Annotated in this window: 21 protein-coding genes; 7 read left to right on the top strand and 14 right to left on the bottom strand. The window is 61.8% G+C overall.

Features of this window, described 5'->3' with window-relative positions; translation table 11 throughout:
• Window positions 1–20: 20 nt before the first annotated feature.
• From FQ705_RS08550 to FQ705_RS08510, 9 genes are all read right to left on the bottom strand, one after another.
• A complete protein-coding gene (locus FQ705_RS08550) occupies window positions 21–1,565 on the bottom strand; it encodes an acetolactate synthase large subunit (RefSeq protein WP_144139606.1) in 1,545 nt (514 codons plus the stop codon).
• Window positions 1,566–2,423 carry an HpcH/HpaI aldolase family protein gene (locus FQ705_RS08545; protein WP_144139603.1) on the bottom strand — a complete coding sequence of 286 codons (858 nt, stop codon included), beginning with the start codon at window positions 2,421–2,423 and terminating at the stop codon, window positions 1,566–1,568.
• A gap of 60 nt (window positions 2,424–2,483) precedes the next feature.
• Window positions 2,484–3,470 (bottom strand): protocatechuate 3,4-dioxygenase, encoded by a 987-nt coding sequence (locus FQ705_RS08540; RefSeq protein WP_144139600.1) that lies wholly within the window; start codon window positions 3,468–3,470, stop codon window positions 2,484–2,486.
• 64 nt (window positions 3,471–3,534) lie between these two features.
• Window positions 3,535–4,815 (bottom strand): MFS transporter, encoded by a 1,281-nt coding sequence (locus tag FQ705_RS08535; protein WP_144139597.1) that lies wholly within the window; start codon window positions 4,813–4,815, stop codon window positions 3,535–3,537.
• Window positions 4,816–4,898: 83 nt separating this feature from the next.
• Window positions 4,899–5,750 carry an amidohydrolase family protein gene (locus FQ705_RS08530; RefSeq protein WP_144139594.1) on the bottom strand — a complete coding sequence of 284 codons (852 nt, stop codon included), beginning with the start codon at window positions 5,748–5,750 and terminating at the stop codon, window positions 4,899–4,901.
• A gap of 30 nt (window positions 5,751–5,780) precedes the next feature.
• Window positions 5,781–6,806 carry an amidohydrolase family protein gene (locus tag FQ705_RS08525; protein ID WP_144139591.1) on the bottom strand — a complete coding sequence of 342 codons (1,026 nt, stop codon included), beginning with the start codon at window positions 6,804–6,806 and terminating at the stop codon, window positions 5,781–5,783.
• A gap of 21 nt (window positions 6,807–6,827) precedes the next feature.
• Window positions 6,828–7,802, bottom strand: coding sequence for an ABC transporter substrate-binding protein (locus FQ705_RS08520; RefSeq protein WP_144139589.1), 975 nt, complete (start codon window positions 7,800–7,802; stop codon window positions 6,828–6,830).
• Between the two features lie 290 nt (window positions 7,803–8,092).
• The gene (locus FQ705_RS08515) at window positions 8,093–9,463 is read right to left on the bottom strand and encodes an MFS transporter (protein WP_144139586.1); all 1,371 of its coding nucleotides are present in this window, start codon (window positions 9,461–9,463) and stop codon (window positions 8,093–8,095) included.
• Between the two features lie 65 nt (window positions 9,464–9,528).
• On the bottom strand, window positions 9,529–10,779 hold the full coding sequence (locus tag FQ705_RS08510) for a metal-dependent hydrolase family protein (protein ID WP_144139584.1): 1,251 nt from the start codon (window positions 10,777–10,779) through the stop codon (window positions 9,529–9,531).
• Window positions 10,780–10,998: 219 nt separating this feature from the next.
• On the opposite strand from FQ705_RS08510, the gene FQ705_RS08505 reads away from it, so the two are divergent.
• Window positions 10,999–12,417: an inorganic phosphate transporter gene (locus FQ705_RS08505; RefSeq protein ID WP_144139581.1), complete on the top strand. Its 1,419-nt coding sequence runs from the start codon at window positions 10,999–11,001 to the stop codon at window positions 12,415–12,417.
• On the opposite strand, the gene FQ705_RS34020 is transcribed toward FQ705_RS08505, so the two are convergent.
• Window positions 12,414–12,611, bottom strand: a complete 198-nt coding sequence (locus FQ705_RS34020) for a hypothetical protein (protein ID WP_186307812.1) — start codon at window positions 12,609–12,611, stop codon at window positions 12,414–12,416. The genes FQ705_RS08505 and FQ705_RS34020 overlap by 4 nt on opposite strands.
• A 135-nt stretch (window positions 12,612–12,746) precedes the next feature.
• On the opposite strand from FQ705_RS34020, the gene FQ705_RS08495 reads away from it, so the two are divergent.
• Both FQ705_RS08495 and FQ705_RS08490 read left to right on the top strand, forming a co-directional pair.
• A complete protein-coding gene (locus FQ705_RS08495) occupies window positions 12,747–13,280 on the top strand; it encodes a 2,4'-dihydroxyacetophenone dioxygenase family protein (protein ID WP_144139579.1) in 534 nt (177 codons plus the stop codon).
• A 63-nt stretch (window positions 13,281–13,343) separates the two neighbouring features.
• Entirely contained in the window at window positions 13,344–14,240 is an 897-nt protein-coding gene (locus FQ705_RS08490; protein WP_144139576.1) for a LysR family transcriptional regulator, read from the top strand.
• Window positions 14,241–14,283: 43 nt separating this feature from the next.
• Here the strand turns inward: FQ705_RS08490 and FQ705_RS08485 are convergent, their stop codons facing one another.
• A complete protein-coding gene (locus FQ705_RS08485) occupies window positions 14,284–15,543 on the bottom strand; it encodes an aminotransferase class III-fold pyridoxal phosphate-dependent enzyme (RefSeq protein WP_144139573.1) in 1,260 nt (419 codons plus the stop codon).
• Between the two features lie 455 nt (window positions 15,544–15,998).
• Here FQ705_RS08485 and FQ705_RS08480 point away from each other — a divergent pair, with 455 nt between their 5' ends.
• Both FQ705_RS08480 and FQ705_RS08475 read left to right on the top strand, forming a co-directional pair.
• Window positions 15,999–17,402, top strand: a complete 1,404-nt coding sequence (locus FQ705_RS08480) for an amino acid permease (protein ID WP_144139570.1) — start codon at window positions 15,999–16,001, stop codon at window positions 17,400–17,402.
• Between the two features lie 133 nt (window positions 17,403–17,535).
• Complete coding sequence (locus tag FQ705_RS08475; RefSeq protein ID WP_144139567.1) at window positions 17,536–18,084, top strand: cupin domain-containing protein; 549 nt, start codon at window positions 17,536–17,538, stop codon at window positions 18,082–18,084.
• Between the two features lie 147 nt (window positions 18,085–18,231).
• Here the strand turns inward: FQ705_RS08475 and FQ705_RS08470 are convergent, their stop codons facing one another.
• Window positions 18,232–19,536 (bottom strand): amidohydrolase, encoded by a 1,305-nt coding sequence (locus tag FQ705_RS08470; RefSeq protein ID WP_260854417.1) that lies wholly within the window; start codon window positions 19,534–19,536, stop codon window positions 18,232–18,234.
• A 207-nt stretch (window positions 19,537–19,743) separates the two neighbouring features.
• On the opposite strand from FQ705_RS08470, the gene FQ705_RS08465 reads away from it, so the two are divergent.
• Window positions 19,744–20,631 (top strand): LysR family transcriptional regulator, encoded by an 888-nt coding sequence (locus FQ705_RS08465; RefSeq protein ID WP_144139561.1) that lies wholly within the window; start codon window positions 19,744–19,746, stop codon window positions 20,629–20,631.
• A gap of 694 nt (window positions 20,632–21,325) precedes the next feature.
• Here the strand turns inward: FQ705_RS08465 and FQ705_RS08460 are convergent.
• On the bottom strand, window positions 21,326–21,652 hold the full coding sequence (locus FQ705_RS08460) for a hypothetical protein (RefSeq protein ID WP_144139558.1): 327 nt from the start codon (window positions 21,650–21,652) through the stop codon (window positions 21,326–21,328).
• A gap of 423 nt (window positions 21,653–22,075) precedes the next feature.
• On the opposite strand from FQ705_RS08460, the gene FQ705_RS08455 reads away from it, so the two are divergent.
• Complete coding sequence (locus tag FQ705_RS08455; RefSeq protein WP_144139555.1) at window positions 22,076–22,939, top strand: GntR family transcriptional regulator; 864 nt, start codon at window positions 22,076–22,078, stop codon at window positions 22,937–22,939.
• 35 nt (window positions 22,940–22,974) lie between these two features.
• Here the strand turns inward: FQ705_RS08455 and FQ705_RS08450 are convergent, their stop codons facing one another.
• Window positions 22,975–24,552: a tripartite tricarboxylate transporter permease gene (locus FQ705_RS08450; RefSeq protein WP_144139552.1), complete on the bottom strand. Its 1,578-nt coding sequence runs from the start codon at window positions 24,550–24,552 to the stop codon at window positions 22,975–22,977.

Here is a 24,552-nt window from a genome sequence, read left to right as displayed (position 1 = left end):
TCCTTGTGCTTTGAATAGATTTACAGTCTGACTTCGATCAGACACGGGCCGGACTCGCGCACCGAGTTGGCCATGGCCAGATGAAACGCTTCGGCTGTTTCCACGGCGACGGCGGGCACGCCCATGCTTTTCGCCATGGCGAGCCAGTCGATGCGCGGACGATCGATATCGATCATGGCCAGCGCCCGCTCACCCGGCGCGCCCGCGCCCATGTTGGCGTATTCGGCCTTGAGGATCGCGTAGCTGTTATTGGCGAAAATGATCGTCGTGATGTTCAGGTTCTCGCGAGCCTGCGTCCACAGCGACTGGATGGTGTACATCGCGCTGCCGTCGCCGACCATGCAGAACACGCGCCGGTCGGGACACGCGAGCGCCGCGCCGGTCGCCACCGGCGTGCCGTAACCGATCGAGCCGCCCATGTTGTTGATGAGGTCGTGACGCGCCGCGCCGACCGTCAGTCCCATCGTCTCGCGTCCTGTGGTCAGCGATTCGTCGACGAGAATGCAGTCTTCGGGCAACGCAGCGGCCAGCGCCTGCGCGATGCTGGCGGGTCCGAGCGCACCGGTCGGCGGCGTGGCATCGGAGCGTTGCTGGAGCATAGCGGGCGTGTTCGTCGCGCCGAGCGCCTCGACGAGCATCTCGAGGCCGACGGCACTGTCTTCGCCAATCTCGACCAGCGAATGAACACTGGTACCCGTCGACTTGAGAAGGCTCGGCTTGTCCGGGTAGCTGAAGAAAGCGATCGGCTCGGTCGTCTCCACGGTAATGATGTGCCTGAAGCCCTTCAGATACTCGACCGCCTGGCCGACCGCATAGGGAATGCGTTCGAGCGTCACGCGCCCGGCGCCGCGCTCGATGCGCGCGCTGAAGAATTGCGTTGCGATGCGACAGCCGGTGGCCGCCTTGAGCTTGCCCGCCAGTTCGAGCGCGCGGCCACGCGTCGCGTGACCGGCGAGCACGATGAGCGCCGGCTCGCCGGAACGCAACACCTGCGCAATGTGTTCGATACGCGAAGCATCCGGGACCTTCTTTTCCGCCACCGCGCGCGGCAGCGCCACCTGCTCGCCCGCGTCCTGCCACGACGTATCGCCGGGCAGGATGAGCGTCGCAATCTGCCCCGGATGTTCGCTTGCCTTACTCACCGCAGTGGCGACATCCCAGGCCACTGCGCGCGGCGACTCGACGCGGCGGACCCAGTGACTCAACGGCCGTGCGAGACCCTCGATGTCCGACGTGAGCGGCGGATCGTATTTCAGATGCGACGCCGAATGCTCGCCCACGATATTGACCATCCCCGACGACGCCCGTCTGGCGTTGTGGATATTGGCCAGGCCATTCGCGAGCCCTGGCCCGAGATGCAGCAGCGTGGAAGCCGGCGTGCCCTTCATCCGGTAATAGCCGTCGGCCGCCCCCGTGCACACGCCCTCGAAAAGACACAGGACGCTGCGCATGCGCGGATTTTCAAGCGCCTTGAGAAAATGCATCTCCGACGTGCCGGGATTCGCGAAACAGATGTCCACGCCCTGATCGGTGAGCGTCTGGACGAGGCTTTCGGCTCCGTTCATTTAGTACCCCGCCATCTCGCGCGCTGCTCCGACCACGCCATAGCTGCGTTGCGGCGCCGACATCAGGAAGCGGTAGCCTTCCTTGATGAGTCGCTCGTGATTCTTCGCCGTGGTGTGCGGATTGCCGACCACCACCTTGTGTTTGTGGCAGGTCTCGACGATCTGACGCATCGCATCGATCACGACCGGATGCTCGTAGTCGCGCGGATAACCCAGCTGCTGGCTGAGATCGCCCTCGCCGATCAGGATGAAACCGATGCCGGGCACATTCGCCAGAATGTCGTCGAGGTTTTCGATCGCCTCGGTGCTTTCGCACATCAGCCCGACCAGGATTTCACCTTGCGGAGCGAGCGGCCACACGTCTGCTTTCCTGTAGTAGTCGGCCATGCTCAAGCCCCAGTAACGCGCCGCCGTGGCGGGACCGTCGCCGCGTACGCCCTTGGGCTCGTAAAGCGGCGCGTTCGTCGGCCGGGCGTAGCGGCACGAGGCCACGGCGTTATAAGCCTGCTCCACCGTCGACACATGCGGCCACACCACGCCGTACGCACCGCGATCGAGCACCTGCTTGGCGAACGCCTGGTTCATTTCCACGCCATTGGCCGGAATCCGGGCGATCGGCGTGACACGCGGCGCGACGGAGCCGGATTCGGCAATCGTCTTGCGGTTGAGCATGTACTGCAACGCATCGCCGAGCGCGGATACGTCGTACGGGTTGTGCTCCATTTCAAAGACGATGCCGTCGTACGGCGCGTCGCTCATCTCGATGGCGCTCTGCTTGTCCAGTTTGGAAAACGCGGTGAAGGCGGGCTTACCGGATTCGAACGCGCGAATGATGCTGTTCAGGCGAGTGTCGCTCATGGTCTTTCTCTCTCGTTGATTGGGTGCCGACGTGATCCGCAGTGATCGTGTGAAGCGCGGTCAGTCGGCGGCTTTCCAGTACATGAATCCCATGCCTTCGCCGGTGCCGGCGGGCGTGCGCCAGCAGGGCACGTAGTCGACCAGCGTCATCTCGGCGCCCGTTTCCTGCACCGCTTTCATCACGCTCACGTAAAGCTTGATTTCGGAGGTGCCCGACTGGTACGAGCGATCGTCCACCGCGGCGAGGGCGTCGTAGTCGTAGTCGGCCAGCATCTTGATGATGCTGTGATCGAACTCTTCGTCGTTGACGAAGTGGGACAACCCCCCCGACGCGAAAATGCCGACGCGCACGTCTTCGGGCCACGCCGTGATGGCGTCGCGCAACACGCGGCCGAATTCGATGCAGCGCGACATCGAGGGCTGCGTAGGCGGATAGAAGCAGTTCATGATGACCGGCACGTGCGGCGGCGGGTTGTCGCCCATGATCTGGTGATAGACGAAGCTATACGCATGCGGCACGACCGGATACTCGGGCAGCGGCTTCATCCACACGTTGTCGGGCCATGCAAACAGATCCGTCAGATCGAAGCCCTCACCCTGGAAGTGATCGATGAGGTACCTGGCCAGCTTGGGATGGCATTCGTGCGTAACGTGATGGTCCGGCGCGTAGACGCTGCGCTGCGGCGGACCGTTGTGCACGTCCGCACCGCTATAAATGGCGATCGAAGGCGAGAAGTCCGTGAAGATCTCCTTTTGGTCTTTGCCCAGAATGATCGCGACGTCGATGTCCGCGGCGCGGTAGGCGGCGGCCATCGTATCGAGCGCGGTGCGGCAGCGAGCAGCACGTGCGGTGCGTTCCTCGAGCGTCAGGAAAGGCTCGAAGGCGGCTTCGCGATGCGCTTCCAGTTCCGGGTAGGTCCAGGTCCGATTGCGGAACCACAATTCCGGATTGTTACGATCCCGCTCGCCGTTCTTCAGCCAGTCTTCCGGTGCCTGACCCAGCATGCCGCTGTGCGGCACGGCCATCCCGAATACAATCTTCGCCATGTGTGGTTTCTCTGTAAATTAATGTGTTCAACAAAGCCGGTCACGCCGGCTGATGCTGTGATTGCTAGGCGCGCCGCCACTCGCCCTGCGCTTCGGTCACTTTCGGCGCCCATTCGGGACGGAACAGGAGCGCCGTGGCCAGGGCGCCGATCAGCAGAAAAACCAGGATCACCATGATCGGCAGGTCGTAGCTTCCGCTGACATGAAGAAGCCAACCCGACAGACTCGCCGCCACGCCACCCGCCAGACTCGTGGCCACCTGTTGCACACCTGTCACCAGACCGATCGCCTGTTTGGGGATCAAGGTCAAACGCGACAGCACCAGGTTGTTCGCGGTGGTCAGGCCGAGCAGCGAGAGCGACAACACATTCCAGAACAGCGCCATCCCGAGCGAATGGGCATAGGCGCCGAGCAGCACCGTGCAGCCGCCCACGAAGCCGGCGATGGTGAAGGCCTTACGCACGAGGATCGGATTGGCTCCCCGCGCGATGATCCGGTCGGCCGCCCAGCCGGCGAGTGCCGCGACGATCGCGATGCCGGCGAAGCTGAAGAAGGTGTAAAGCCCCGAGCGCGAAATCGAAAGATTGCGTTGCTCGACCAGATACGCGGGCATCCACGTCATGCAGTAAAACGTGAAGTAGCCGTAGCAGAAGTTGGTGATCATGCCGCCCCATACGACCGGACTGGACAGAATGCTGCCAAGCGTGACCGAGCGCGCGCGTCGATTCGCCACCGTGAGTTGCGCTTTCGACGGCAGATCGTTGCGCACCAGCAGCAACCACGGCGCCAACCAGATCAGCCCGACCAGACCGGTCGCGATGAACATCATCTGCCACGAGTAGTTGACGATGAACCACGCGCCCACCGGTGCACCGAGCGCAGGACCGAACTTGTTGCCCATCGCCAGAATGCCGACGGCAAGACCGTTCTGGCTTTCGTCGAAGTTGTTGCGAATCCAGCGGTAGCTCGCGGGAATCACAATCGCTTCCGCCATGCCGATGATCAGGCGCATCACGACGAGGCTCGCCAGCGCGGTCACTGCGCCCATCAACGCAGTGGCCACGCACCACAGCGCGAAGCTCACCGCGTATGGCCATTTCACGCCGTAGCGGTCGGCTACCCAACCCATCGGCACCTGAAACAGGCCATACGACCAGAAGAACGCTGCGTTGATCCAGCCGCGATCCACGTTGGTCAGCGCAAAATGTTTGACGAAGCCCGCGTCCGCCAGCGTGGAAGAAATGCTGGTGCGATCGACGAAGGAGATCAACACACCGACCGCGAGGAGCGCGAGGACGGCCCAGCGTCCGGCGTTGCCTGGTCGTCCAGATTTGCCTGTCTCCATGTGCTTCTGTCTCTGTAGTTGGATTGATTCTGTGTGCCTGTCATCCGCATGCAACGCGGGTGGCAGGCGCATACGACGCAAGCTCAGGCCAGCGCCGGATACAACTGCTGCGCGGTCTTGCCGAAGATCCATGCGCGGTCTTCGTCATTCAGACATGCCAAACCGGTTTGCGCGGTGGCGAGAATCTCCGTGAGCGTGCCGGGCGAGGTCGGGTAGTTCGAACCCCACGCCATCCGTTTTGCGCCAAAGGCCTCGACCACGCGCGGGAAAAATGTTTCCGCGCTGGCCTTTTCCTTCTTCACGTCGCCGAAGATGCGCGGCGTGAGCTTCAGATAGATGTTCTCGAGCGACGCCAGATCGAACAGGCTGCGCGCGGCCGTATAAGGCGCGCCATCGGCTACTTCCGGGCGGCCCAGGTGATCGAGGATGATCGCCACCTTCGGGAAGCGCCGCGCCAGCGCCGTGACTTGCGGCAATCCGATGGGGCCCGTCTGGATGCACATCGGCAGGCCGAGTTCGGCGCACAGTTCCCACGCCGGGAAGGCGCGCGGGTCGTCGAGCTCGCTCGGGTCGAACTCCTTGGTGCTGCCGCCGGTGAACAGGCGCAGGCCGCCGAGACCCAGCCCGACCCATTCGCGGATGCGCGCCGGGGCATCCGGCTGCAATACGTCGACGGAGCCCACCGCCACCAGACGATCCGCGTATTTCGCGCAGCCGTCGACGACATAGCTATTGTCGAAACCGTAGGTGGTCGAAGAATGAACCACGGCGGCCCTGGCCACGCCGGCCTGGTCCATCGCCGCGATCAGCGTCTCGACCGTGGTGGGACGCTCCTTCGACCAGTCCGAGCGTTTGCCGAACAACGGCGCGGGCGGATAGCGGCTTTCGTCGTCGGAGATGATGTGCGGGTGAATATCAACGATTGAAGAAGTCATGAGGGTCTCTGTGCGGGTGCTCGTTGCCGGTCATTTGCCGCGCGCTTTCAGGCGCGCATCGAGTCGCGGGTAGACGCGCCGCGCATTGCCTTCGAAAATCTTGTAGCGGTCCTCGTCGGTCAGCGCCGTACATGCGTCGATATAGCGCTTGGTGTCGTCGAAATACTGGCCGGTCGCCGGATCCTTGCCGCGCACAGCACCGATCATTTCCGAGCCGAACAGCACGTTGTCGGCGGGGATGACCTTGGTCAGCAGTTCGACGCCCGGCTGGTGATAGACGCAGGAGTCGAAGAAGACGTTGTTGAGCATCCCTTCGAGCGGCCGCTCGCACATCTCCAGCGACATGCCGCGATAGCGACCCCAGTGATAAGGCACCGCGCCGCCGCCGTGCGGAATCACGAGGCGCAGCGTCGGAAAATCCTTGAACACGTCGGACTGCAACAGCTGCATGAACACTGAGGTGTCGGCGTTGAGATAGTGAGCGCCGGTGCCGTGAAAACACGGATTGCACGAAGCGGCCACGTGAATCATCGCGGGCACATCCAGATCGACCAGCGCTTCGTAGACCGGATACCACTCGCGATCGGTCATCGGCTTGCCGGTCCAGTAACCACCGCTCGGGTCCGGGTTCAGGTTGCAACCCACGAAGCCCATCTGCTCGACGCAGCGCCGCAACTCGGGAATCGAATTCGCGGGCGCAGCGCCCGGCGATTGCGGCAACTGGCAGACCGGCGCGAAGTTGTCCGGATAAAGTTCGGTGACGCGATACACGAGGTCGTTGGAGACTTCGGCCCATTCCAGGCTGGTGCGCTCATTGCCCAGGTGATGGCTCATCAGGCCGGCGATCGGCGAGAACAGCGTCAGGTCGCTACCTCGTTCGCGTTGCAGCTTGAGCTGGCCGTTGACCATCGCTTCACGAATTTCGTCGTCGCTCACCTGAGCGCCGTCGCGTGACGGTGCGTTGGCCGGGTCGTTGGCAAACTCCACCTGCCTGGCGCGCCAGGCGCGAAACGAAGCGGGGACGGTGGTGAAATGGCCGTGGCAATCAATAATCATGGTTTGTCTTCTTCACCAGAGTTAGCGTGTCGGGTCCACGAACAATTCCTGAATCGACATGCGGCGCGGCGTGAGGCCTTGCCTGAACGCGGTGGCTTCCAGGGTTTCAATCGTCTTGAGGTTTTCCCGCAGACCGTACGGCAGCGGATCGTGTCCGACGATCTTGCGCAGTTCGAGATACTTCTTGTCGCTCGCGCTAGTGGCTTCGCCGGCATCGAGACGCACCAGCCACTCCTTCTTGGCCTGCGCGAAGGCGTCGTAAATCGACTTCGCGATCCACGGGTGTTCCGCGAGCACCGAGTCCTTGACGACAATGGTGCCGTGCATCGGATAAACGCCGGTGCGGGCGAAATACTCCGCTTCGCGTTCGGTCGCGTCAGGCAACAGATCGGGATAGTCGGCCTCGACTTCCTTCCAGCCGCCGGTCGGCGCGCCGGTGCGGCCGATGCCTGCTGCAGCCGCAAAACCCGCCGACAATTCGCCCGACGCCATCATCTCCGCCAGCGAACTGCCCGCCGGCGCATGCACGACGTTCGACGGCAGCTTGAGTTGCGTGACGTGTTCTTCGTCGTCGACCACCCAGGTGACCTTGGACGAATCGAGACCGAATTCGTCGATCAGCACCTGACGCGTCCACACGCCGGTCGTCACCGAATAGGCGCGCACACCGACCTTCTTGCCTTCGAGATCCTTCGGGGTCTTGATGCCTGCGTCCGGGCGCACCAGCAGACCGCCATGGTGAAAACGACGCACGACGAAAACCGGCAGACCGACGAACGGCGCACCATAGGCGCGGGCGATGATGTAGGTAGTCGGTGCCAACTCGCACACGTCGAATTCGACGTCGCGCACCATCCGGCGAAACGCGCCGATCTGCGGCTGTACGGTGATGAATTCGGCGTCCACCCCTTCGATGGGAATGGAGCCGTTACGAATGGCCGACGTATGCGGATGCTCAGCGATCGCGATCTTGAGCGGGACTTTCTTGGTCAACATCCTCTCCTGTGGATGAGTCGTCGTCGCGGCCGGCTGAAGGCTCCGGCGGCAACGGGTCGTCTCGATGGGGTAAGAATAGGGGAGGACGGAACGCGAGTCCCTACACAAAAAGGAGATTCAATGGCACTTTTGTCGAACGACGTGCGAGGGGCGGAACGCTTGTGCTGCGGGCTTGTGCGCCCGCTGATGCGTCCGTTGTGCGTCCGTGGTGCGTCCGTTGGTGCGCCCGCTTTCGCGGGCGGCTCAAGGAAGTTGGGGTCGGCTGATACGGTGTGGCAGCGGAGTGCTTTTTACTGCTCGACTTGTCCTGCGGCGATGTCTTCCAGCGACCTTCCGCGCGTCGGCACGCCCATGATGAGCACCGCCAGCGCGCCGATCAGCAGCACCAGGGTCGTCGCGCCGAAGACTCCGCCGAAACCGAGCCGCGGATAAACGTAGCCGACGAGAATCGGTGCGGCAATCGCGCCAAGTCGGCCAATCGACGAGGCGAGCCCCGTCCCCGTGGCGCGCACGTCGGTGGGAAAAACCTCCGGCGTATACGCGTAAACGCCAGCATAAGTGCCGTTCATGAAGAACGACAGCAGAATGCCGGACACCATGATGCCGGTGTCCGTGCCCGTCAACGCAAGCCCTAGCGCCGATACGCCGCCGAGGATCATGTAAGTGGCGATGGTTGCCTGCCGGCCGATTTTCTCGTTGAGCCACGCTCCGGAAAAATAGCCGGGGATCTGCGCGATATAGATCACGAGCGAATACGAAAAGCTCCTCGTAATCGTCATACCGTTCTGCACCAGCAGGCCCGGAATCCACGTGAAAAACGCGTAGTAGCTGAACGTGATGGATAACCACATGAGCCACGTCATGGCCGTGACGCGCGCGAGCTTTGCCGTCCACAACGCTTTGACGTTCGCGACGATCGATGGCCGTCCCGCCGCGAGCGGCACCGCGGCGTCGCGCACGGGCGGCAGCGGCTCCAGCTGCACGCCGGCCTGCGTCACCTCCGCCTCCATTTGCGTGACGATCGCGTCGGCTTCCGCGTGGCGATCGCGCGCTTCGAGCCAGCGTGGCGATTCGGGTAATGCTCGACGCCACCAGAGCAGCATGAGAATCGGCAACGCGGTAATGAGCATGACGGCGCGCCACGCATTGGGCGCAAGCGGAATCACCAGATAGCCGAGCAGCGCCGCCGCCACGAAACCGAAGGAGAAGAACCCCGCGAGGCTCCCCGTGAAGCTGCCGCGATAGCGGCGCGCCACGAACTCGGACAGGAACGGCGCGACGATCGCGCTTTCAGCACCCGTTCCCAACCCGGCGACGATGCGTGTCGCGAGGAAGAATCCCCAGTCGTTCGCCAGTGCACTGGCTACGGACGCGACGCAGTAAATCACGAGCGCGTACATCATGACCTTGCGGCGCCCGATGATATCGCCGAGCATGCCCGCGAGCATCGCGCCGAGGAAATAGCCCATGAACGTGCCGCTTCCCAGCACACCCGTTTGCACGCTAGTCAGCCCCCATTGGGTGCGCAGCACGGGCAGCAGGAAAGCCAGCACCGCCGCGTCCATCGCGTCGAAGGTGTAGCCGAGGCCGCCCATCAGCAGCAGACGGCGGTGGAAACCTGAAAACGGCAAGCGCTCGATACGGGCGGCAATCATCGACATGAACGGGCTCCAGTAGGGACATTGGGCTACTACGGATGCGAGGTCATACGGTGCGTCACGGTCGGTCAGGCGCTGTCCAGTTCGTTGACGAATAGCCGGCCGTCTTTCATGACAAGCGGAATATGCTCGCCCTGGCCGAGCAGGCAATCGACGGACTTCAGCGGATTGCCATCCACCACCAGCAGATCGGCGTGGGCGCCCGGCATGATCCGGCCGAGCTTGTCCTGCATACCGAGTACCTCGGCGCCGATGAGGGTTGCGCTCGCGATCACCTCGGCCGGCGACATGACCTCCGCGAGAATCCTGAACTCGTCGCTTTGCAGGCGCTGCGCTTCGCCGAGCAGATCGGTGCCGAAGCCCATCTTGACTCCGGCGCGCCTCATGATTTCGATCGATTGCAGACCGGCGCCATGCACGTCCGCGATCTTGGCGATGCTGGCGGGCGGCAAGCCGTATTTTTCGCCTTCGCTGGCGAGCGCGTCGTAGGTGACGAGCGTCGGCACGACGTACGCGCCGTGCTCGGCCACGAGGCGCGCCGTTTCGTCGTCGATCAGATTGCCGTGTTCGATCGTGCGCACGCCGCAGCGCACTGCGCGGGCGATCGCCGCCGGCGTATAGGCATGTGCCAGCACATAGGTGCCGCGGCCCTGGGCTTCGCCTACGATCGCGCGGATCTCGTCTTCGGAGTAGCCGAATGCGCCGACCGGATCGGTCGGCGAAGCCACGCCGCCCGAGGCCATGATCTTGATCTGATCGGCGCCCATCTGCAGTTCCTCGCGCACGGCTCGGCGCACTTCGTCGACCCCGTCCGCGACGCGGCCCAGCGCGCCGACCCGCACGCAGCATCCGCAAGGGGCGTCGGGCGGCATATAGTCGGTGCGCGCGCGCGTGTCCGCGTGACCGCCGGTCTGGCTCAGCGCACGCCCCGATACGAAGAGCCGCGGACCTTCGACGAGTCCCGACTCCACCGCCTGCTTGAACGGATACCCCGCGCCGCCTGCATCGCGCACGGTGGTGAAGCCCCGGCGCAGCATCGCTCGCATGATCGGCACGGCGCGCAGGGTCACCAGCACATTGGGCAAGGTTGCGACGCGCGGCAGATTGAATTCGATCGCGACGACATGCACATGCAGGTCGATCAGGCCCGGCATGATCGTTTTGCCTTTCACGTCGATGACCTGTGCGCTGCGGCTCGTGATCGGCTTGTCGGACACTTCGCGCACAAACCCGTCTTCGACCAGAACCTCGTGCCCTTCGAGCAGATCAGGACGGGTGGGATCGAGAAGCGCGCCGTTACGTAGGAGGAAGGTGGTCAACGGGTGTCTCCTTCAGGTTTCGAACACAGCGCCCGGCGTCCGGGCCTTGCAGCATCGAGTATGCAAGCCTGGGCATGCCGGCGCAGTAATGTATTTTACTGATGGCGTCGCCTCGCCGTAACAAAAGCTTCATGAAGCAGCCTTACGATCGAGTGTTCGCATTCACGGAGCAACTGGCCGACATCCGCGATTTTTCCCTCCGACACTGCGGCAGCGCGAATGCTCGTTCACTTCACTCCGTCTTCAAGTATCGTCGTCGGCATGCTGGTGGTGTGCCTCGTCATGGTCCTGGTATTCGAAGCGACCAATGGCTTTCACGACACCTCGAATGCCGTCGCGACAGTTATCTATACGCAATCCCTCAAACCCGTGCAAGCGGTGATCTGGTCGGGCCTGTTGAACTTCATCGGCGTGATGGTGGGCGGCATCGCCGTCGCCTATGCGCTGGTCGAAATTCTGCCTCCCGACGTGCTGACGCCGCCCGACGGCGCCCCCGCCGTGCCCATGCTGGTATCGATATTCGCCTCGGCCCTCTTCTGGAACGTGCTGACGTGGGCGTTCGGCATTCCCAACAGCAGCTCGCATTGCATCATCGGGGCGTTGATCGGTGTCGCCATCGCCGATGCGCTGCTGAAGTCGCGTAGCGTGGTTCAGGGCGTGGACTGGAAGCAGATCGTCACCGTGCTCGAAGGGCTCGCGTTGTCGCCGGTTCTCGGCTTTCTGCTGGCCGGCGGCCTCTACGGGCTGTTGCGGCTGGTGATACGCCGTGGACACCTGTTCGAACCGCCCAAAGAAGGACAACCGCCAGTCTGGTGGTTACGCGGCCTGCTGATCCTTACGTGCACCTCGGTCAGTTTTTCCCACGGCACGAACGATGGCCAGAAAAGTATCGGCCTCATCATGCTGACCATCATCGGACTGCTGCCCGCCGCGTACGCCCTGAACCCGGACGCCACGGGCCAGTTGACGCAATTGAGCGACCACGCCGCAGTTGCCATTCCGCTGATCGAAAAGTATGGCGACGACGTCAAACCGCACGCGCTGCAAGCGGCTGAAATGTTGCGCGACGCCAGGCCTTCGCTGCAGAAACAGGCGTCGGAGTTGCAATCCAGGGACCAGGCGGGCGGCGCAGAGCGCGCAACGCGCGCCCAGTTGCGCGGTGCCATCTACGAGGTGGTGTCGCAGATGAAACACGTTGGCGAGGTCAAAGCCGCGACGCCGGCCGACAAGAAACAGGCCGCCGATCTTCTTAAACAGATGAGCCTGCCGGTCCAATACGCGCCGCTCTGGGTTCGCATGTTGAGCGCACTTTGTCTCGGCATCGGCACCATGGTCGGGTACAAGCGGGTCGTGCGCACGCTCGGCGAGCGCATCGGCAAACAGCACATGACGCCCGGCCAGGGCGCCAGCGCGGAACTGGTCGGCTCCCTGTTGATCGGAACGGCGGGGGTCACCGGACTGCCGGTCAGCACCACACACATCATCACGTCGGGCATTGCGGGGACGATGGCCGTGGGCGGTCAGGGGGTTCAACGCGGCATGCTGGTGCGTATCGTTCTGACCTGGATCGTGACGCTACCCGTCACGATGGCACTTTCGGCCGGGCTGTTTTACGTGCTGGCCAACCCTCGCCTTTAGCATGCGCGACGCGGGACGCGGACGCGGACGCGGATGCGGATGCGGATGCGGATGCGGATGCGGATGCGGATGCGGATGCGGATGCGGATGCGGATGCGGATGCGAGAACGCCCGGTTGCTGAAGAGTTCACGCAGAAATTCGTGGAGGCCGCGTCACGAATCAAGGCGGGCGTACCGCTGTTCCGCTGTTCCACTCCGGAATACCCCCTTTGCCGCTGTGCCGCTGTTCGGCGGAACCTCCCGTGCGTAGCATCCTGAATCGAGCAACACTTTTCGAGCCACGGTTCGGCCGCCGGAATTCAGCTTGTCCTCACACGGAGTAATCACTCATGTTCGCCCAAAAGCCCGACGAACTCGCCATCCCGTACGCATTGCCTCAGGTCCCCTACATGTCGCCGGATCTCGTGCACCTGAACGTGCTCGACAAATGGCTCGAAAACGATGAACTCTGGGTACCCGTGACCCAGAGCGTTTCGTTCAAGCCATTGCTGCTGTCGACGAGCGGCGGCTACTACGTCAACCTGCTGCGGGTCCGTCGGGCTGGCGTGCTGTCGCGTCATCGCCATACCGGCGCGGTCCACGCCATCGTACTGAAGGGTCGCTGGCAGTATCTGGAGCACGACTGGATCGCCGAGGAAGGCTCATATGCACACGAGCCGGCCGGCGAGACGCACACGCTAGTCGTTCCAGAAGGTGTGTCGGAAATGATCACCTGGTTCCATGTAACCGGCGGCTATACGTATGTCGATCCGCAAGGAGTCGCGGTCGGCTACGAAGATGTCTTTACCAAGCTCGAAGCCGCACGCAAGCACTACAAGACGCTCGGTCTACCGGACAACTACATCGAGCAGTTCATTCGCTAATCTCGATGGCGACCGGCAACGGTCGCCTCGAATTTATTGCGCTGCTCGTGTAGGGTGATGGCTATGGACCTCTACACGCAAATTCAGATCTTCGTCTGGGCAATCGACAGCGGCAACTTCTCCGCCGCAGCCCGCGACCATGATTTGGCGCCCTCCACCGTCAGCAAGGCGATCGGGCAACTCGAACAGCGCCTCGACGTGCGGCTGTTCTACCGTGGACCGCACGCGCACCAACTGACGGAAGAAGGCTTGTCCTACGAGCCTACCGCGCGCGATCTGATTCGCGCGATGACAGCAGCGCAATCAGCGGGCGAGGCGCTGCCGCAGAACGTAACGGGGGTATTGCGCATCCATACGATGGCGACCTTCGCCAAGCATCGGATTCTGCGACGACTCCCCGCATTTCTCGCACAATATCCGGACCTGTCGGTGGAAATGCAGGTCGGCGCCCAATATGTCGACCTGCTCGAACAAGGCGTCGACATCGCAATCCACAGCGGCATGCTGCCCAATTCGTCGCACGTCGCGCATCGCCTCGGTGAAGCCGAATGGATCGTCTGTGCCTCGCCACGCTACATCGAGCAATTCGGCGCGCCACGGATACCAGCCGATCTGCTCGATCATCGCTGCTTCAACTTTGCATTCGCGAGCCCGTGGAATAGCTGGTCGTTCCGTCAGAACGACGAGGTCATCACCGTTCCAGTGAAGTGTCGTGCGTCCTTCACGCAAGGCGATCTGCTACGGGATCTTGCCCTGGCCGGGGAAGGTATCGTGCGACTCGCGAATTTCCACATCGGCGCCGATCTGGCCAGCGGTACACTCGTGCCGCTCCTGGCAGACTATCAACTGCCGTTGCGCGAGTCGATCTATCTGATCCATGCGGATCGAAAACATCCGAGCCCGAGAGTCAAGGCATTCCTCGCCTTTTTCGCCGATGAGCTCGCTGCCGCGGCCTGGTAGAACGTCACGCGGGACCGCGCTGCTGAGCGGCCCCGCATGCGTGTTACACGGCGGCGACTTCCGCGTGTTTCGCCGCTTTCATTCGAACCGCCGCCGCGGCGAAGATCGCCTTCATCTCGTCGATGACCTCGGCCGTGTGATCGAACGACACATACAGCCGACCGAATGGCGAGGGCATCACCAGCACGCCGAGTTCGCGCAACACCAGGTGCAGTTCGGTCGAGAACGTTTTCGACGCGGCGTGCAGTGCTTCGCGATACGTCGTCGGTGCCGCTGCAACCGGCCAGATCGTGAAAACCGTTCCATACCCACTCGTCGAAACGACGATGCCTTGCCCGGCGAAAACCCGCACGATATGCGCACGCAAATCGTCGCCCGCGGCGGTCAGCGCCGCGTAGTCCGCTGCATCGAGCGCTGCCAGCGTGCTGGTCAACGCCGCGCAGGCCATCGGGTTGCCGGAGAATGTGCCGCCTCGCAGCACGCGGCCCTGCTCGAACGCTTCGAGCACTTCGGGACGCCCGACCACGGCCGACACCGGCACGCCGGACCCGATTGCCTTGCCCACCGTCGCCAGATCCGGTCGAAGGCCCTGCCGCTGACTGCTCAGGCCGGCATGCAGACGGAAGCCCATCAGCACCTCATCCGCGATGATCAGCGCGCCATGCTTGCGCGCAACCGTCTCGACATGCTCGAGATAACCCGGCGCAGCCATCAGACACCCCGCGTTGGCCAGCATCGGCTCCATGACGATTGCGGCGATGTCGTCGTGCTCGGAGAAGAGTCGCTCGACGTCGTCGAAGTCGTTGAACCGAAGCAGCGTCATCCGATCGCTGGAAGGACGCGCACCATCCTCGAAATCCGCGCCTGTGCTTGCGACGTTGCCCAGCGTGAGCTCGTCGAACCAGCCGTCGAACCCGGCGGCTATCTTCGCAATCCTGTTGCGCCCGGTAAACGCTCGAGCCGCACGGCAGGCCAGATGCACCGCTTCACTTCCCGAATTATTAAAGATCACCTTGCTCAGTTCTCCGGTGTGCCGGGCAAGTTCTCGCGCCGCCGCATGCTCCCGCACGTGCGCCCAGGAAGGTGCCGGTGCGTCATGGAGTGCATCGATCACGCTTGCGCCGACGGCAGAATGCGCATGGCCCAACAAGACCGCGCCGAAGCCCAGCGCCGTATCGATGTAGCGCCTGCCCTGGTTGTCCCAGAGATAAGCGCCTTTCCCCCGTGCGACGAACAACGCTTCGCCGTTGAGATCGGGCAGGATTCGTGCGGCGCTGGATACATCGCCGACCAGGTTCTTCATACATGCTCCGTTATCAAGGATGACTGGTTGCCGTGCCGTGCGAGCGCGCACGAGCCCTACATCTCGGCTCGACGCGACGCTAAAAATCACGGCGCGCGGCGGCACGGCGGTGCTGCAATCACACGGAGACTAGCGACCGCAATGAGCCGGAGCAAGGACCGACCACAAGCCTGGAAAGTTTATTGAACAGATGGGCCAGGCAGGGAAGACCCTTAAATTGCACAATCGCTGTGCATGGAGGGGGCGGCGAACGCGTCGATAGATGTCGGAAGCTCTCTGCTGTGGGACAAAACCATCGACACACCATCAATCGTGCTGGATTGCCATGGAATCCGACTCCCTGTAGTGCAGCGCGTGTTCACAATAATTTCACGACGACGCAGCTGGGGTTCCAACGGCGAATACGGCGTAAGACACTGCCTTCCAATTCAACGCACACGAGATAATCGCCCCTTATGGAAACCACCCAGCAACCCGCCTCGGGACAATTAGGACGCGGCCTGAGGCCCCGCCAAGTGACGATGATCTCTATCGGCGGCGTCATCGGCGCCGGTCTCTTCGTCGGTTCGTCGTCCGCGATCGCGCTGGCCGGGCCCGCCGTCATCATTGCGTACGTCGCCGCTGCGCTGATCGTCGTGCTCGTCATGCAGATGCTGGGGGAGATGGCCTGCGCGAGCCCTGAAACAGGCTCTTTTTCGTCGTATGCCGATCGTGCGCTCGGACGCTGGGCTGGCTTCTCGATCGGGTGGCTGTATTGGTGGTTCTATGTGCTGGTCGTCGGCATCGAGGCGATCGTCGCGGGCAACATTCTCGGCTCGTGGCTCGGCGTGCCGGGGTGGATCACGGCATTCGCGATCACGCTCGCACTCGTCGCCGCCAACTGCATGAGCGTCGACAATTTCGGCGAGCTCGAGTACGTGCTGTCGATCATCAAGGTCGCGTCGATCGTGCTGTTCATCATATTGGGCACGCTCGCGATTTTCGGCCTGCTGCCGTTCTCGTCGACGCACGGCTGGTCGAATCTCCTCGGACACGGCGGATTCTTCCCCAAGGGCTACGTCGCAGTCGTCGCGGCGTTACTGACGGCGATGTTCAGCTTCCAGGGCACTGAAGTCGTGACCATCGCGGCCGCCGAATCTGCGGAGCCGCGTCGCAACATCAAGAAGGCGATCCGCGCGGTGATCTGGCGGCTCTCGCTGTTCTACATCGGCTCGATGCTGGTCGTGATCTGCCTCGTTCCCTGGGACGCGCCCGGGCTGTTGAAAGGCTCGTATCAAGCGGCGCTCAGCGCGATGAACATCCCCGGCGCACCGCAGATCATGAGCGTGGTGGTACTCGTTGCCGTCGTCAGTTGCCTCAATTCGGCGATCTACACGGCATCGCGGATGGTGTATTCGCTGTCGACGCGCGGCGACGCCCCCGCCCTCCTCGCGAACACAAGCCGGCGAGGCGTGCCGCGTTATGCGATCTACTGCACGGCTGCCGTCGCGCTCGCCGCACTCGCCGCGAATTACCTGCTGCCCAAGGCGCTGTTCGAATTCCTGCTCGCCACGAGCGGCGCGATTGCCCTGTTGATGTACCTCGTGATCGCGGTGACGCAACTGTTCATGCGACGGGAACTGCTCGCGCAAGGCAAGCCGCTCGAAGTCAAGATGTGGTTCTTTCCGTACCTGACCATTCTGACGATCGTCTTTATTTTGGGCGTGTTCGTGACCATGGCGATTTTCCCGGGATTCCGCGGCGAACTGGCGTCGACGGCCGTGCTGACGGCGATTCTGGTGGCGACGGGGCTTTATCTGCAACGGCGCAGCGAGACTACTCTGTCGGTTCAGGGCAGGACCCCGAACGCAATTCGATAGCCTAGGACGGCACGGTGCAAAGTCCGCACCGTGCACGGAGATGGCCGCGGCACCACGGCCTTCTCGCAGATGTAACTCCTCTCGTAGAGCACGCACGACAGTAGAATGCTGCGCTGACGAAAGGAGATCCGACATGCCGCAACTAGGCCCGCACCTGAAGCAGTTACGCAACCGCAGAAAACTCACCGTGCGGGAGCTCGCGGCCCGCTCCGGGGTGTCCCACGCCACGATTTCGCTGATCGAGCGGGACAAGACCAGTCCGGCCGTCGACACGCTTTCGGCGATGCTGGATGCGTTGGGAACGACGCTAGTCGGCTTTTTCGACGGACTTCAGACAACGCTGCCGTATTCCCCGTTTTACTCGGCGGCCGATCTGGTGGAAATCGGCGACACCGATTCCATTTCGTATCGGATGCTCGGTGTCAATCACCCGAACCGCGCGATTCTCATGCTCCGGGAAACCTACAAGTCAGGTGCCGATACGGGCGAAGCATTCTCGCATCGCGCGCAGGAAGCCGGTATCGTTCTGCGCGGCGAAGTCGAGGTGACTGTCGGCGTCGAGACGAAGGTATTGCGCACCGGCGACGGCTACTACTTCGATAGCCAGGAGCCACATCGTTTTCGCAATGTCGGCGATTCCGATGCCGAGATCATTAGTGCGGTGACGCCGCCGACTTACTGACGAAGAAGTCCGTATCGGCCAGTCGATGCAAATGCTCAGCTTAAGCATTTCCCACGCCGTCGCGGCTATTCGTCGGCAATGGTCGCCCATGCGCTGAGGCGTTGCGTCAGTTCAATACCTGCGTCATCGCATTCCTTGACTTTGCGTTCATCGAGCGTCTGCTGTGCGGCCGAGCGCATTGACGGCACCGTAGCTTGCAAGCCATCGGCTGCGGCGCTCGAAGAGACCCGGCGTGAGCCGATTGACACGATCGATCAGCGTACGCAGGTCCGCACTTTGCAATTGCCCGTTGTCGACGAGGATGCGGCCGTCCACCATCGTCAGATCGACATCCCCGCCCTGCACCGCGTGTACTACGTTGTGGTGAAGATTGAGCAACGGTCCCGTGAGCAGCGGCGTCATTCTGGGCGTGTCGGTTCGCACCGCGATCAGGTCGGCGGACTTTCCTGCTTCGAGTGTTCCGGTGACGCGATCCAGGCCCAGTGCACGCGCACCCATGCTTGTGGCCATCCGGCAGACGGCCCAACTGTCCAGCGCCGACGCGTCGAGCTTCGACAGCTTGGCCAGCAGTGAGGCGACTTTCATTTCCTCGAAAATGTCGAGATTGTTGTTTTCCTTCTCGCCGTCCGAACCAAGCGCGACCGCTACTCCGGCCGCAAGAAGTGCCTCGACAGGCGCCGCGCCGCTAGCCAGCTTCATATTGCTGACGGGATTGTGCGCCACGCCCACGCCGCGCTGCGCGAGCAACGCGATCTCACGATCGTCCAGCCACACGCAATGCGCGAGCAGCACTCGATGCGCGTCGAGCAGACCGAATTTTTCGAGTGCTTCGACAGGACGCACGCCATAGCGCCGCTGCGTCTCTTCCACGTCAAACCGGCTTTCGTTGCTATGGGTGTGCAGCCCGACGCCATATTCATGAGTGATGGCGACGGCGCGCTTCCACGCTTCGGGCACCGCATAGAACATATGCTCCAGTCCAACCCATGTCTGGATACGGCCGTTAGCTCTGCCGTGCCACTGACGGATCAAGGCCTCATTGGTATCCAGCGTTTCGAAGTAATCGTGATCGGGGTGTTCGGCAACGTACGGGACCAGCACCGCCCGGATTCCCAATTCCTCGGCCGCGCGGGCGCCCCCGTCCATGAAGCGCCACATATCGACGATCGTCGTGCTACCCGATAGCAGCGCCTCGGCGTAACACAACCAGGAGGCGGCCTCGGCCTCCTCGGCATTCAGTACGCGGTGCATCGGATCGATGAACTGTTGCAGCCAGTCCCACACCGGCAAACCCTCTGCCGTGCCGCGCAACAAGCCGGAATGGCAATGGGCGTTGATCAGCCCGGGCATCAGCAATCGATCGTGAAGACGTCGTACCGAAGCATCGGAATACTCGCGCTGCAGGGTCTCGCCGTCACCAACCGCAACAATCTTGCCGGTGGCGTCGATCACCACCGCACCGTCGACGATGACCGCGTTGTCTTCTGTCATCGGCGCGACGTAGTCGGCGCGCAGCAGGGTATGTGTCATTACTCGTTCCTTCATACATTTAAGCGGGCAGACGTGCGATCGGGTGGTCGCCGTCAGATCGATCGCAGCTTGGCGGGTGCAAAAAGAACCGTAAAATCGGGACCCATCTGCTTTTTAGATAGAGACGACATGCGCTTTTCTTTTGAACAACTTGAAGCTTTCGTCACGACTGCGCAGGAACGCTCGTTTTCCGCAGCCGCGCGGCGCTTACGCAAAGCCCAGTCGGCTGTCAGTACGGCGGTGATCAATCTGGAAGTCGATCTCGGCGTGACGCTGTTCGACCGCTCGGGGCGATATCCCGTGCTATCCCCCGAAGGGCAGGCGCTCATGTGCGAGGCCGAAGCCGTGCTGCTGCACTGCGCGTCGTTGCAAGGCCGTGCGAACAATCTGAACCGCGACGTCGAGCCGCGCCTCGTGATAGCCGTCGACGATGCGATTCCCTACGCTGCGATCGCCGGCAGCCTGAGACGTTTCGAGGCTGAGTTTCCCGATCTTGAACTGGAGATCCAGCATCCGTCGCAAGGCGACATCCTGCACGCCGTTCAGTGCGGCGAGGTCATGCTCGGGTTGACGTTCGCGCAGTCGCAATATCCGAGCGAAATCGCCTTTCGCCGGCTGGGTCATATCAATCTGACTCACGCGGTGCATCGCGATCATCCTCTTGCGAAATCGACCGGCATCAGCTTCGCCCAACTCAGCGACTATCGGCAGATCGTGGTGAAGCATGGGCGCAAACTGCCAACGGGCGAGTATCTGAAGGCGCCACGTTGCTGGTTTGTCGAAAGTTATCTGATGCTGCTGGAGGCCGCCAGCGACGGCCTGGGATGGGTGACGCTGCCTAAAAGGCTGATCGCGAACAAGCTCGCGTCGGGCGAACTGGTCGAGTTGCGGCTCGAGGCCTATCCGTTTACCGAATGGACCGTGGGTACTGATCTCATCTGGAACACCGCGGCGCAATCCGGCAAGGCGGCGATCTGGCTACGCACGGCGTTGAGCAGCAATGAAATCAACGTTTGATCGGGCGATTATTTGATTCCCGGAATGGCCGTAAAGCTGACCTGTTCCGACCGTACGAGGGTGCCGTTGTCGATCCGGGGAACCTGATTATCGGGAGGTTGCGTTCCGTTGACGACCCATTGCCCCATGTCCTGATACAGCGCTCTGATGACGAGCGTTACCGAATCGAAGCCAAGGCGCGCTTCGCGATATGGCAATGCTGGAGTCTCGCCGAAACCAATGTCAAAGCCAATTGATCAGGATGCCAATACACCGTCAGAACCATTCAGTCTGTACCCGGTGGCCTGACAATGCCGTCCAAAGCGATGTCGCCAGCAAAGCGAGGTTGAACCGTCGATAATTTTTGGCGAGCGCGATTTCGCGCTCCCACACGCGGGCCTTCGTTCACATTACGTGCCGGGGGTCGGGACGGGTAACTGTTAGGCTGATACCGCGCAGCGGTGTCTGCGCGACGGTCGCGCGAAAGACTGGGAGAAAATCCCATTTCCGGCCTTAAAAGCAGCTATTTTTTATGGCGACGTGCGGTAGTACGCTGGCCGGTCGTCCAGCAGCGGGAGCCGATTCGATACCATCCCAACTGAATGACTACGTCGTACTCAGCGCCGCCAGCGCATAAACGGCAACCCGCTGAAGTGGCCGTCACTCCGGCAAGTCGGAAAATCAGACTGCCGGAGCGTGCATTAACGCGCGTAGGTCAGATTGCGCGGACGACTGCAATCTTGCCAATCAGGATCAAGTATGAGATTGGCCAGAACAGCAACGCGCGGACCTTGGTCGAAAAGACGTTCTGTAGCGTGTTATAAACCGGATGGAACGTGATCAGATTCCGCAGCACGGTACGATTCAAGAAGATGCCACAAACAAAATATACGGCGAAATACAGGATCGGCATCTTGGTTGCCCCTGCCACAGCCGCGCCTGCGATCAAAATCAGTATGGCTCCAACGTAGAATCCGAAAGCCTTACCAAGTGACATCAGGCCGCTGGCACCACCTATTGCGCTATCGCTTGCAATACTCATTTTTTCCCCGATTAAGCTAAATGAAATTATTTTCGAGTCTCATTGATTTGACGGCTCAGCGAGGCTATCGGCATTATTGAAACAAACTTTAGCGGGTAGCCTCAGCGCATGATCTGATACCGATGATTTAATGCCCAATAAGAATTCTCGACAGTCAGACTCGACTAACCGAGACTTTGCCATCGTCCCCAGAGAAAAACTCCTGAAGCGTATCCCCTCGCAACAAGTCCGATTCTGTCCTGTCGGGCAGCGTTCGACGCGGTGAGCCTCAATTGCTTGCCTGTCTGATTACTTCCGCGCGCGGCCTCACGCGAGTACTTCTGCGACGCAATGTGGCTGTCTTGACCGGATGTAAACGAGGTCATATAGTGTCGACACTATGCATCTGACGCTATTCGCTCGACTATTTAGACAGGATCAGTGATGGACACTGCGGAACTCGAACCATCGATTCCGTCATCGGCGCGGCTGTCTCCGCTCGATGCCGGATCCGCTACTGCGCCGCTTGCAGACGAAGGCAGCGCCTTATCGGGATGGTCGCTGACCCCCGAAACCGCGGTTCGCGACCGACGCGCGCTGGTACTGATGAGCGTGCGAAACGCGGACGACAGGCCGCCGCTGGCGCGTAAGATCTTCGATGACGTGGTGCTCGACATTGTCGAGGGCAGACTGGCCCCCGGGGACAGCGTGAACTCCGTCGAACTGGCTCGCCGGTTCGGCACCAGTCGCACTCCAGTCCGGGAGGCGCTCGCCGAGCTCGAGCGCCAGGGGATCGTCGTGGTCCCGCTGCGCCGGCGCCCCTACATTGCCCCCGTCACGCTTAAGCAGGTGAAAGACATCTATGATCTTCGCGCCTGTCTGTTCTCGCTCGTCAGCGAGCTTATCGTCGACACTTGCCCGACCGAGCGCCTTGCGGAGCTCTGGAAATGGCAGGCAGCCCTGGAAGACGACGTCGCGCGAGGGTTGACCGACAACTACTTCTGGCACAACGTAGGGTTCCGGTTGCTCGAGGCGCAACTTGCCGGCAACGACGAACTACTGCGGAGCATCGGCGCGCTCGGTGTTCGTACGCTTCAGTTCCGCCATTTCAGCCTCGCACAGCCCGGCCGGTTGCAGCGGTCAGTCCAGGACCATCGGCGCCTACTCGTCGCTTATGAAGAACGCGACAAGGTCACGGCCGTGAGCATGACACGCGCACTGATTATGACGGGTCTCCGTGCCATCGAGCGGTCTGGCTTTGTTGACGCGTCACGCTTGCCGCCCGCCGATAGCGCAATCGGGGCGTAGCGGCAAGCGCAGAATCGCCACCGCTATGCGGATTGTCACTTGCCGCGCAACAGCTGCGCCGCATCGGCAACCTTCGCGACCGGTGGTGCGACCGGACCGGACGTGTCTTGCCTGCCACGCTTGCGCACTGCACGGCGAAGCGCAAAGACGACTTGCAAGAGAACGAGAAGCGCCGATATGCCGATGAACACGGCACTGATCGGGTGCGACAGAAATATGCTCAAGTCTCCGCGAGAGAGCAGCAGCGAACGGCGAAAGTTCTCCTCGACAAGCGGACCCAGCACGAAGCCGAGCAGGATCGGCGCGACCGGAAAGTCGAGCGCGAGAAGCACCGCACCCACCACGCCAAATACCAGCACCTCGCCCACTTCGAACAGACTGTTGTTCGTGCTATACACGCCGACCGCGATGAAAAATAATGCAGTCGGATACAGATAACGGTACGGCACCTGCAGGAATTTCACCCAGACACCGATCAGCGGGACGTTGAGCACGACCAGCAAAACATTGCCGACCCAGAAGCTGGCAATGAGGCCCCAGAAGAGGTCCGCATGCTCCGTGATCAGCTGCGGGCCCGGCTGGATGCCCTGTATCAGCAACGCGCCGAGAATCAATGCCATGACGGGATCGCCGGGAATGCCGAGGCTCATCGTCGGAATGAAATCGACCTGGGTCTTCGAGTGCGAAGCAGCTTCCGGCGCTGCTACACCTTCCAGCGCACCGTGTCCGAAACGCTCCGGTGTCCTCGATATTTTCTTTTCCACCGCATACGCCAGGAACGTCGTAATCGTGGGCCCTGTGCCGGGCATGGCGCCGAACAGCGCACCCATCAGCGTACCGCGCACCATGGGAAAAAATGCCTGTTTGAGTTCGGCCTTGTCCGGACGCATATCGCGCAGTCGAAGCTTGATGCCGCTTCCCGTCACCTGCATGCGGTTCACGTTGCGCAAGAATTCCGCCACGCCGAATAGCCCCAGCGCGAGCGCCACCAGTTCGATGCCGCTCGATAACTGGAACATGCCGTACGTGAAGCGCATGACGCCCGAGTTCACATCAGTGCCGACAACGCCGAGCAGCAACCCGAAGACAGTCATCGACACGCCTTTGAGCGGCGAGCCGCGCGACATGGTGCCGCCGGCCAGCAAGCCGAGCAGCATGATCGAGAAGAGCTCGACGGGACCGAATTTGAAAGCCACCTTGACCAGCAACGGCGACGCGAAAACCATGATAAGAATACCGACCGACGCTGCGAAAAACGACGAGATGATCGTCACGCCGAGCGCGGTACCGCCTTTGCCCTTTTTCGTCAGCGGGTAGCCGTCGAGACAGGTCACCGCGTGCGGGGGATGGCATGGCAGATTCAACAGGATCGCACCGATCGCACCACCATATTGCGATCCGTAGAAGATGCCAGCCAGCATCAGAATGGCCGGGATCGGATGCATGGTGTACGTGAGTGGAAGTAGGACCGAAATCGCCGACAACGGTCCCATGCCGGGCAACACGCCGATCAGGTTGCCCATCAGAACGCCGAAAAACGACCACATCAGATTGTGGACTTCGAGTGCGACACCAAAGCCGCGCCACAAGTCGAGCAAAGACTGTTCGATCAT

Source organism: Paraburkholderia sp. BCC1884 (assembly GCF_900996225.1).
GTDB lineage: Bacteria > Pseudomonadota > Gammaproteobacteria > Burkholderiales > Burkholderiaceae > Paraburkholderia.
The sequence above is the reverse complement of the archived record's forward strand: the minus strand, read 5'-3'. Positions and strand labels throughout refer to the sequence as shown.

Bases quoted from the DNA above. Each gene is read 5' to 3' on its own strand.
- FQ705_RS08550 (WP_144139606.1), bottom strand. From the start codon at position 1,565: ATGAACGGAGCCGAAAGCCTCGTCCAGACGCTCACCGATCAGGGCGTG.
- FQ705_RS08545 (WP_144139603.1), bottom strand. From the start codon at position 2,423: ATGAGCGACACTCGCCTGAACAGCATCATTCGCGCGTTCGAATCCGGT.
- FQ705_RS08540 (WP_144139600.1), bottom strand. From the start codon at position 3,470: ATGGCGAAGATTGTATTCGGGATGGCCGTGCCGCACAGCGGCATGCTG.
- FQ705_RS08535 (WP_144139597.1), bottom strand. From the start codon at position 4,815: ATGGAGACAGGCAAATCTGGACGACCAGGCAACGCCGGACGCTGGGCC.
- FQ705_RS08530 (WP_144139594.1), bottom strand. From the start codon at position 5,750: ATGACTTCTTCAATCGTTGATATTCACCCGCACATCATCTCCGACGAC.
- FQ705_RS08525 (WP_144139591.1), bottom strand. From the start codon at position 6,806: ATGATTATTGATTGCCACGGCCATTTCACCACCGTCCCCGCTTCGTTT.
- FQ705_RS08520 (WP_144139589.1), bottom strand. From the start codon at position 7,802: ATGTTGACCAAGAAAGTCCCGCTCAAGATCGCGATCGCTGAGCATCCG.
- FQ705_RS08515 (WP_144139586.1), bottom strand. From the start codon at position 9,463: ATGTCGATGATTGCCGCCCGTATCGAGCGCTTGCCGTTTTCAGGTTTC.
- FQ705_RS08505 (WP_144139581.1), top strand. From the start codon at position 10,999: ATGCTCGTTCACTTCACTCCGTCTTCAAGTATCGTCGTCGGCATGCTG.
- FQ705_RS08495 (WP_144139579.1), top strand. From the start codon at position 12,747: ATGTTCGCCCAAAAGCCCGACGAACTCGCCATCCCGTACGCATTGCCT.
- FQ705_RS08490 (WP_144139576.1), top strand. From the start codon at position 13,344: ATGGACCTCTACACGCAAATTCAGATCTTCGTCTGGGCAATCGACAGC.
- FQ705_RS08485 (WP_144139573.1), bottom strand. From the start codon at position 15,543: ATGAAGAACCTGGTCGGCGATGTATCCAGCGCCGCACGAATCCTGCCC.
- FQ705_RS08480 (WP_144139570.1), top strand. From the start codon at position 15,999: ATGGAAACCACCCAGCAACCCGCCTCGGGACAATTAGGACGCGGCCTG.
- FQ705_RS08475 (WP_144139567.1), top strand. From the start codon at position 17,536: ATGCCGCAACTAGGCCCGCACCTGAAGCAGTTACGCAACCGCAGAAAA.
- FQ705_RS08465 (WP_144139561.1), top strand. From the start codon at position 19,744: ATGCGCTTTTCTTTTGAACAACTTGAAGCTTTCGTCACGACTGCGCAG.
- FQ705_RS08460 (WP_144139558.1), bottom strand. From the start codon at position 21,652: ATGAGTATTGCAAGCGATAGCGCAATAGGTGGTGCCAGCGGCCTGATG.
- FQ705_RS08455 (WP_144139555.1), top strand. From the start codon at position 22,076: ATGGACACTGCGGAACTCGAACCATCGATTCCGTCATCGGCGCGGCTG.
- FQ705_RS08450 (WP_144139552.1), bottom strand. From the start codon at position 24,552: ATGATCGAACAGTCTTTGCTCGACTTGTGGCGCGGCTTTGGTGTCGCA.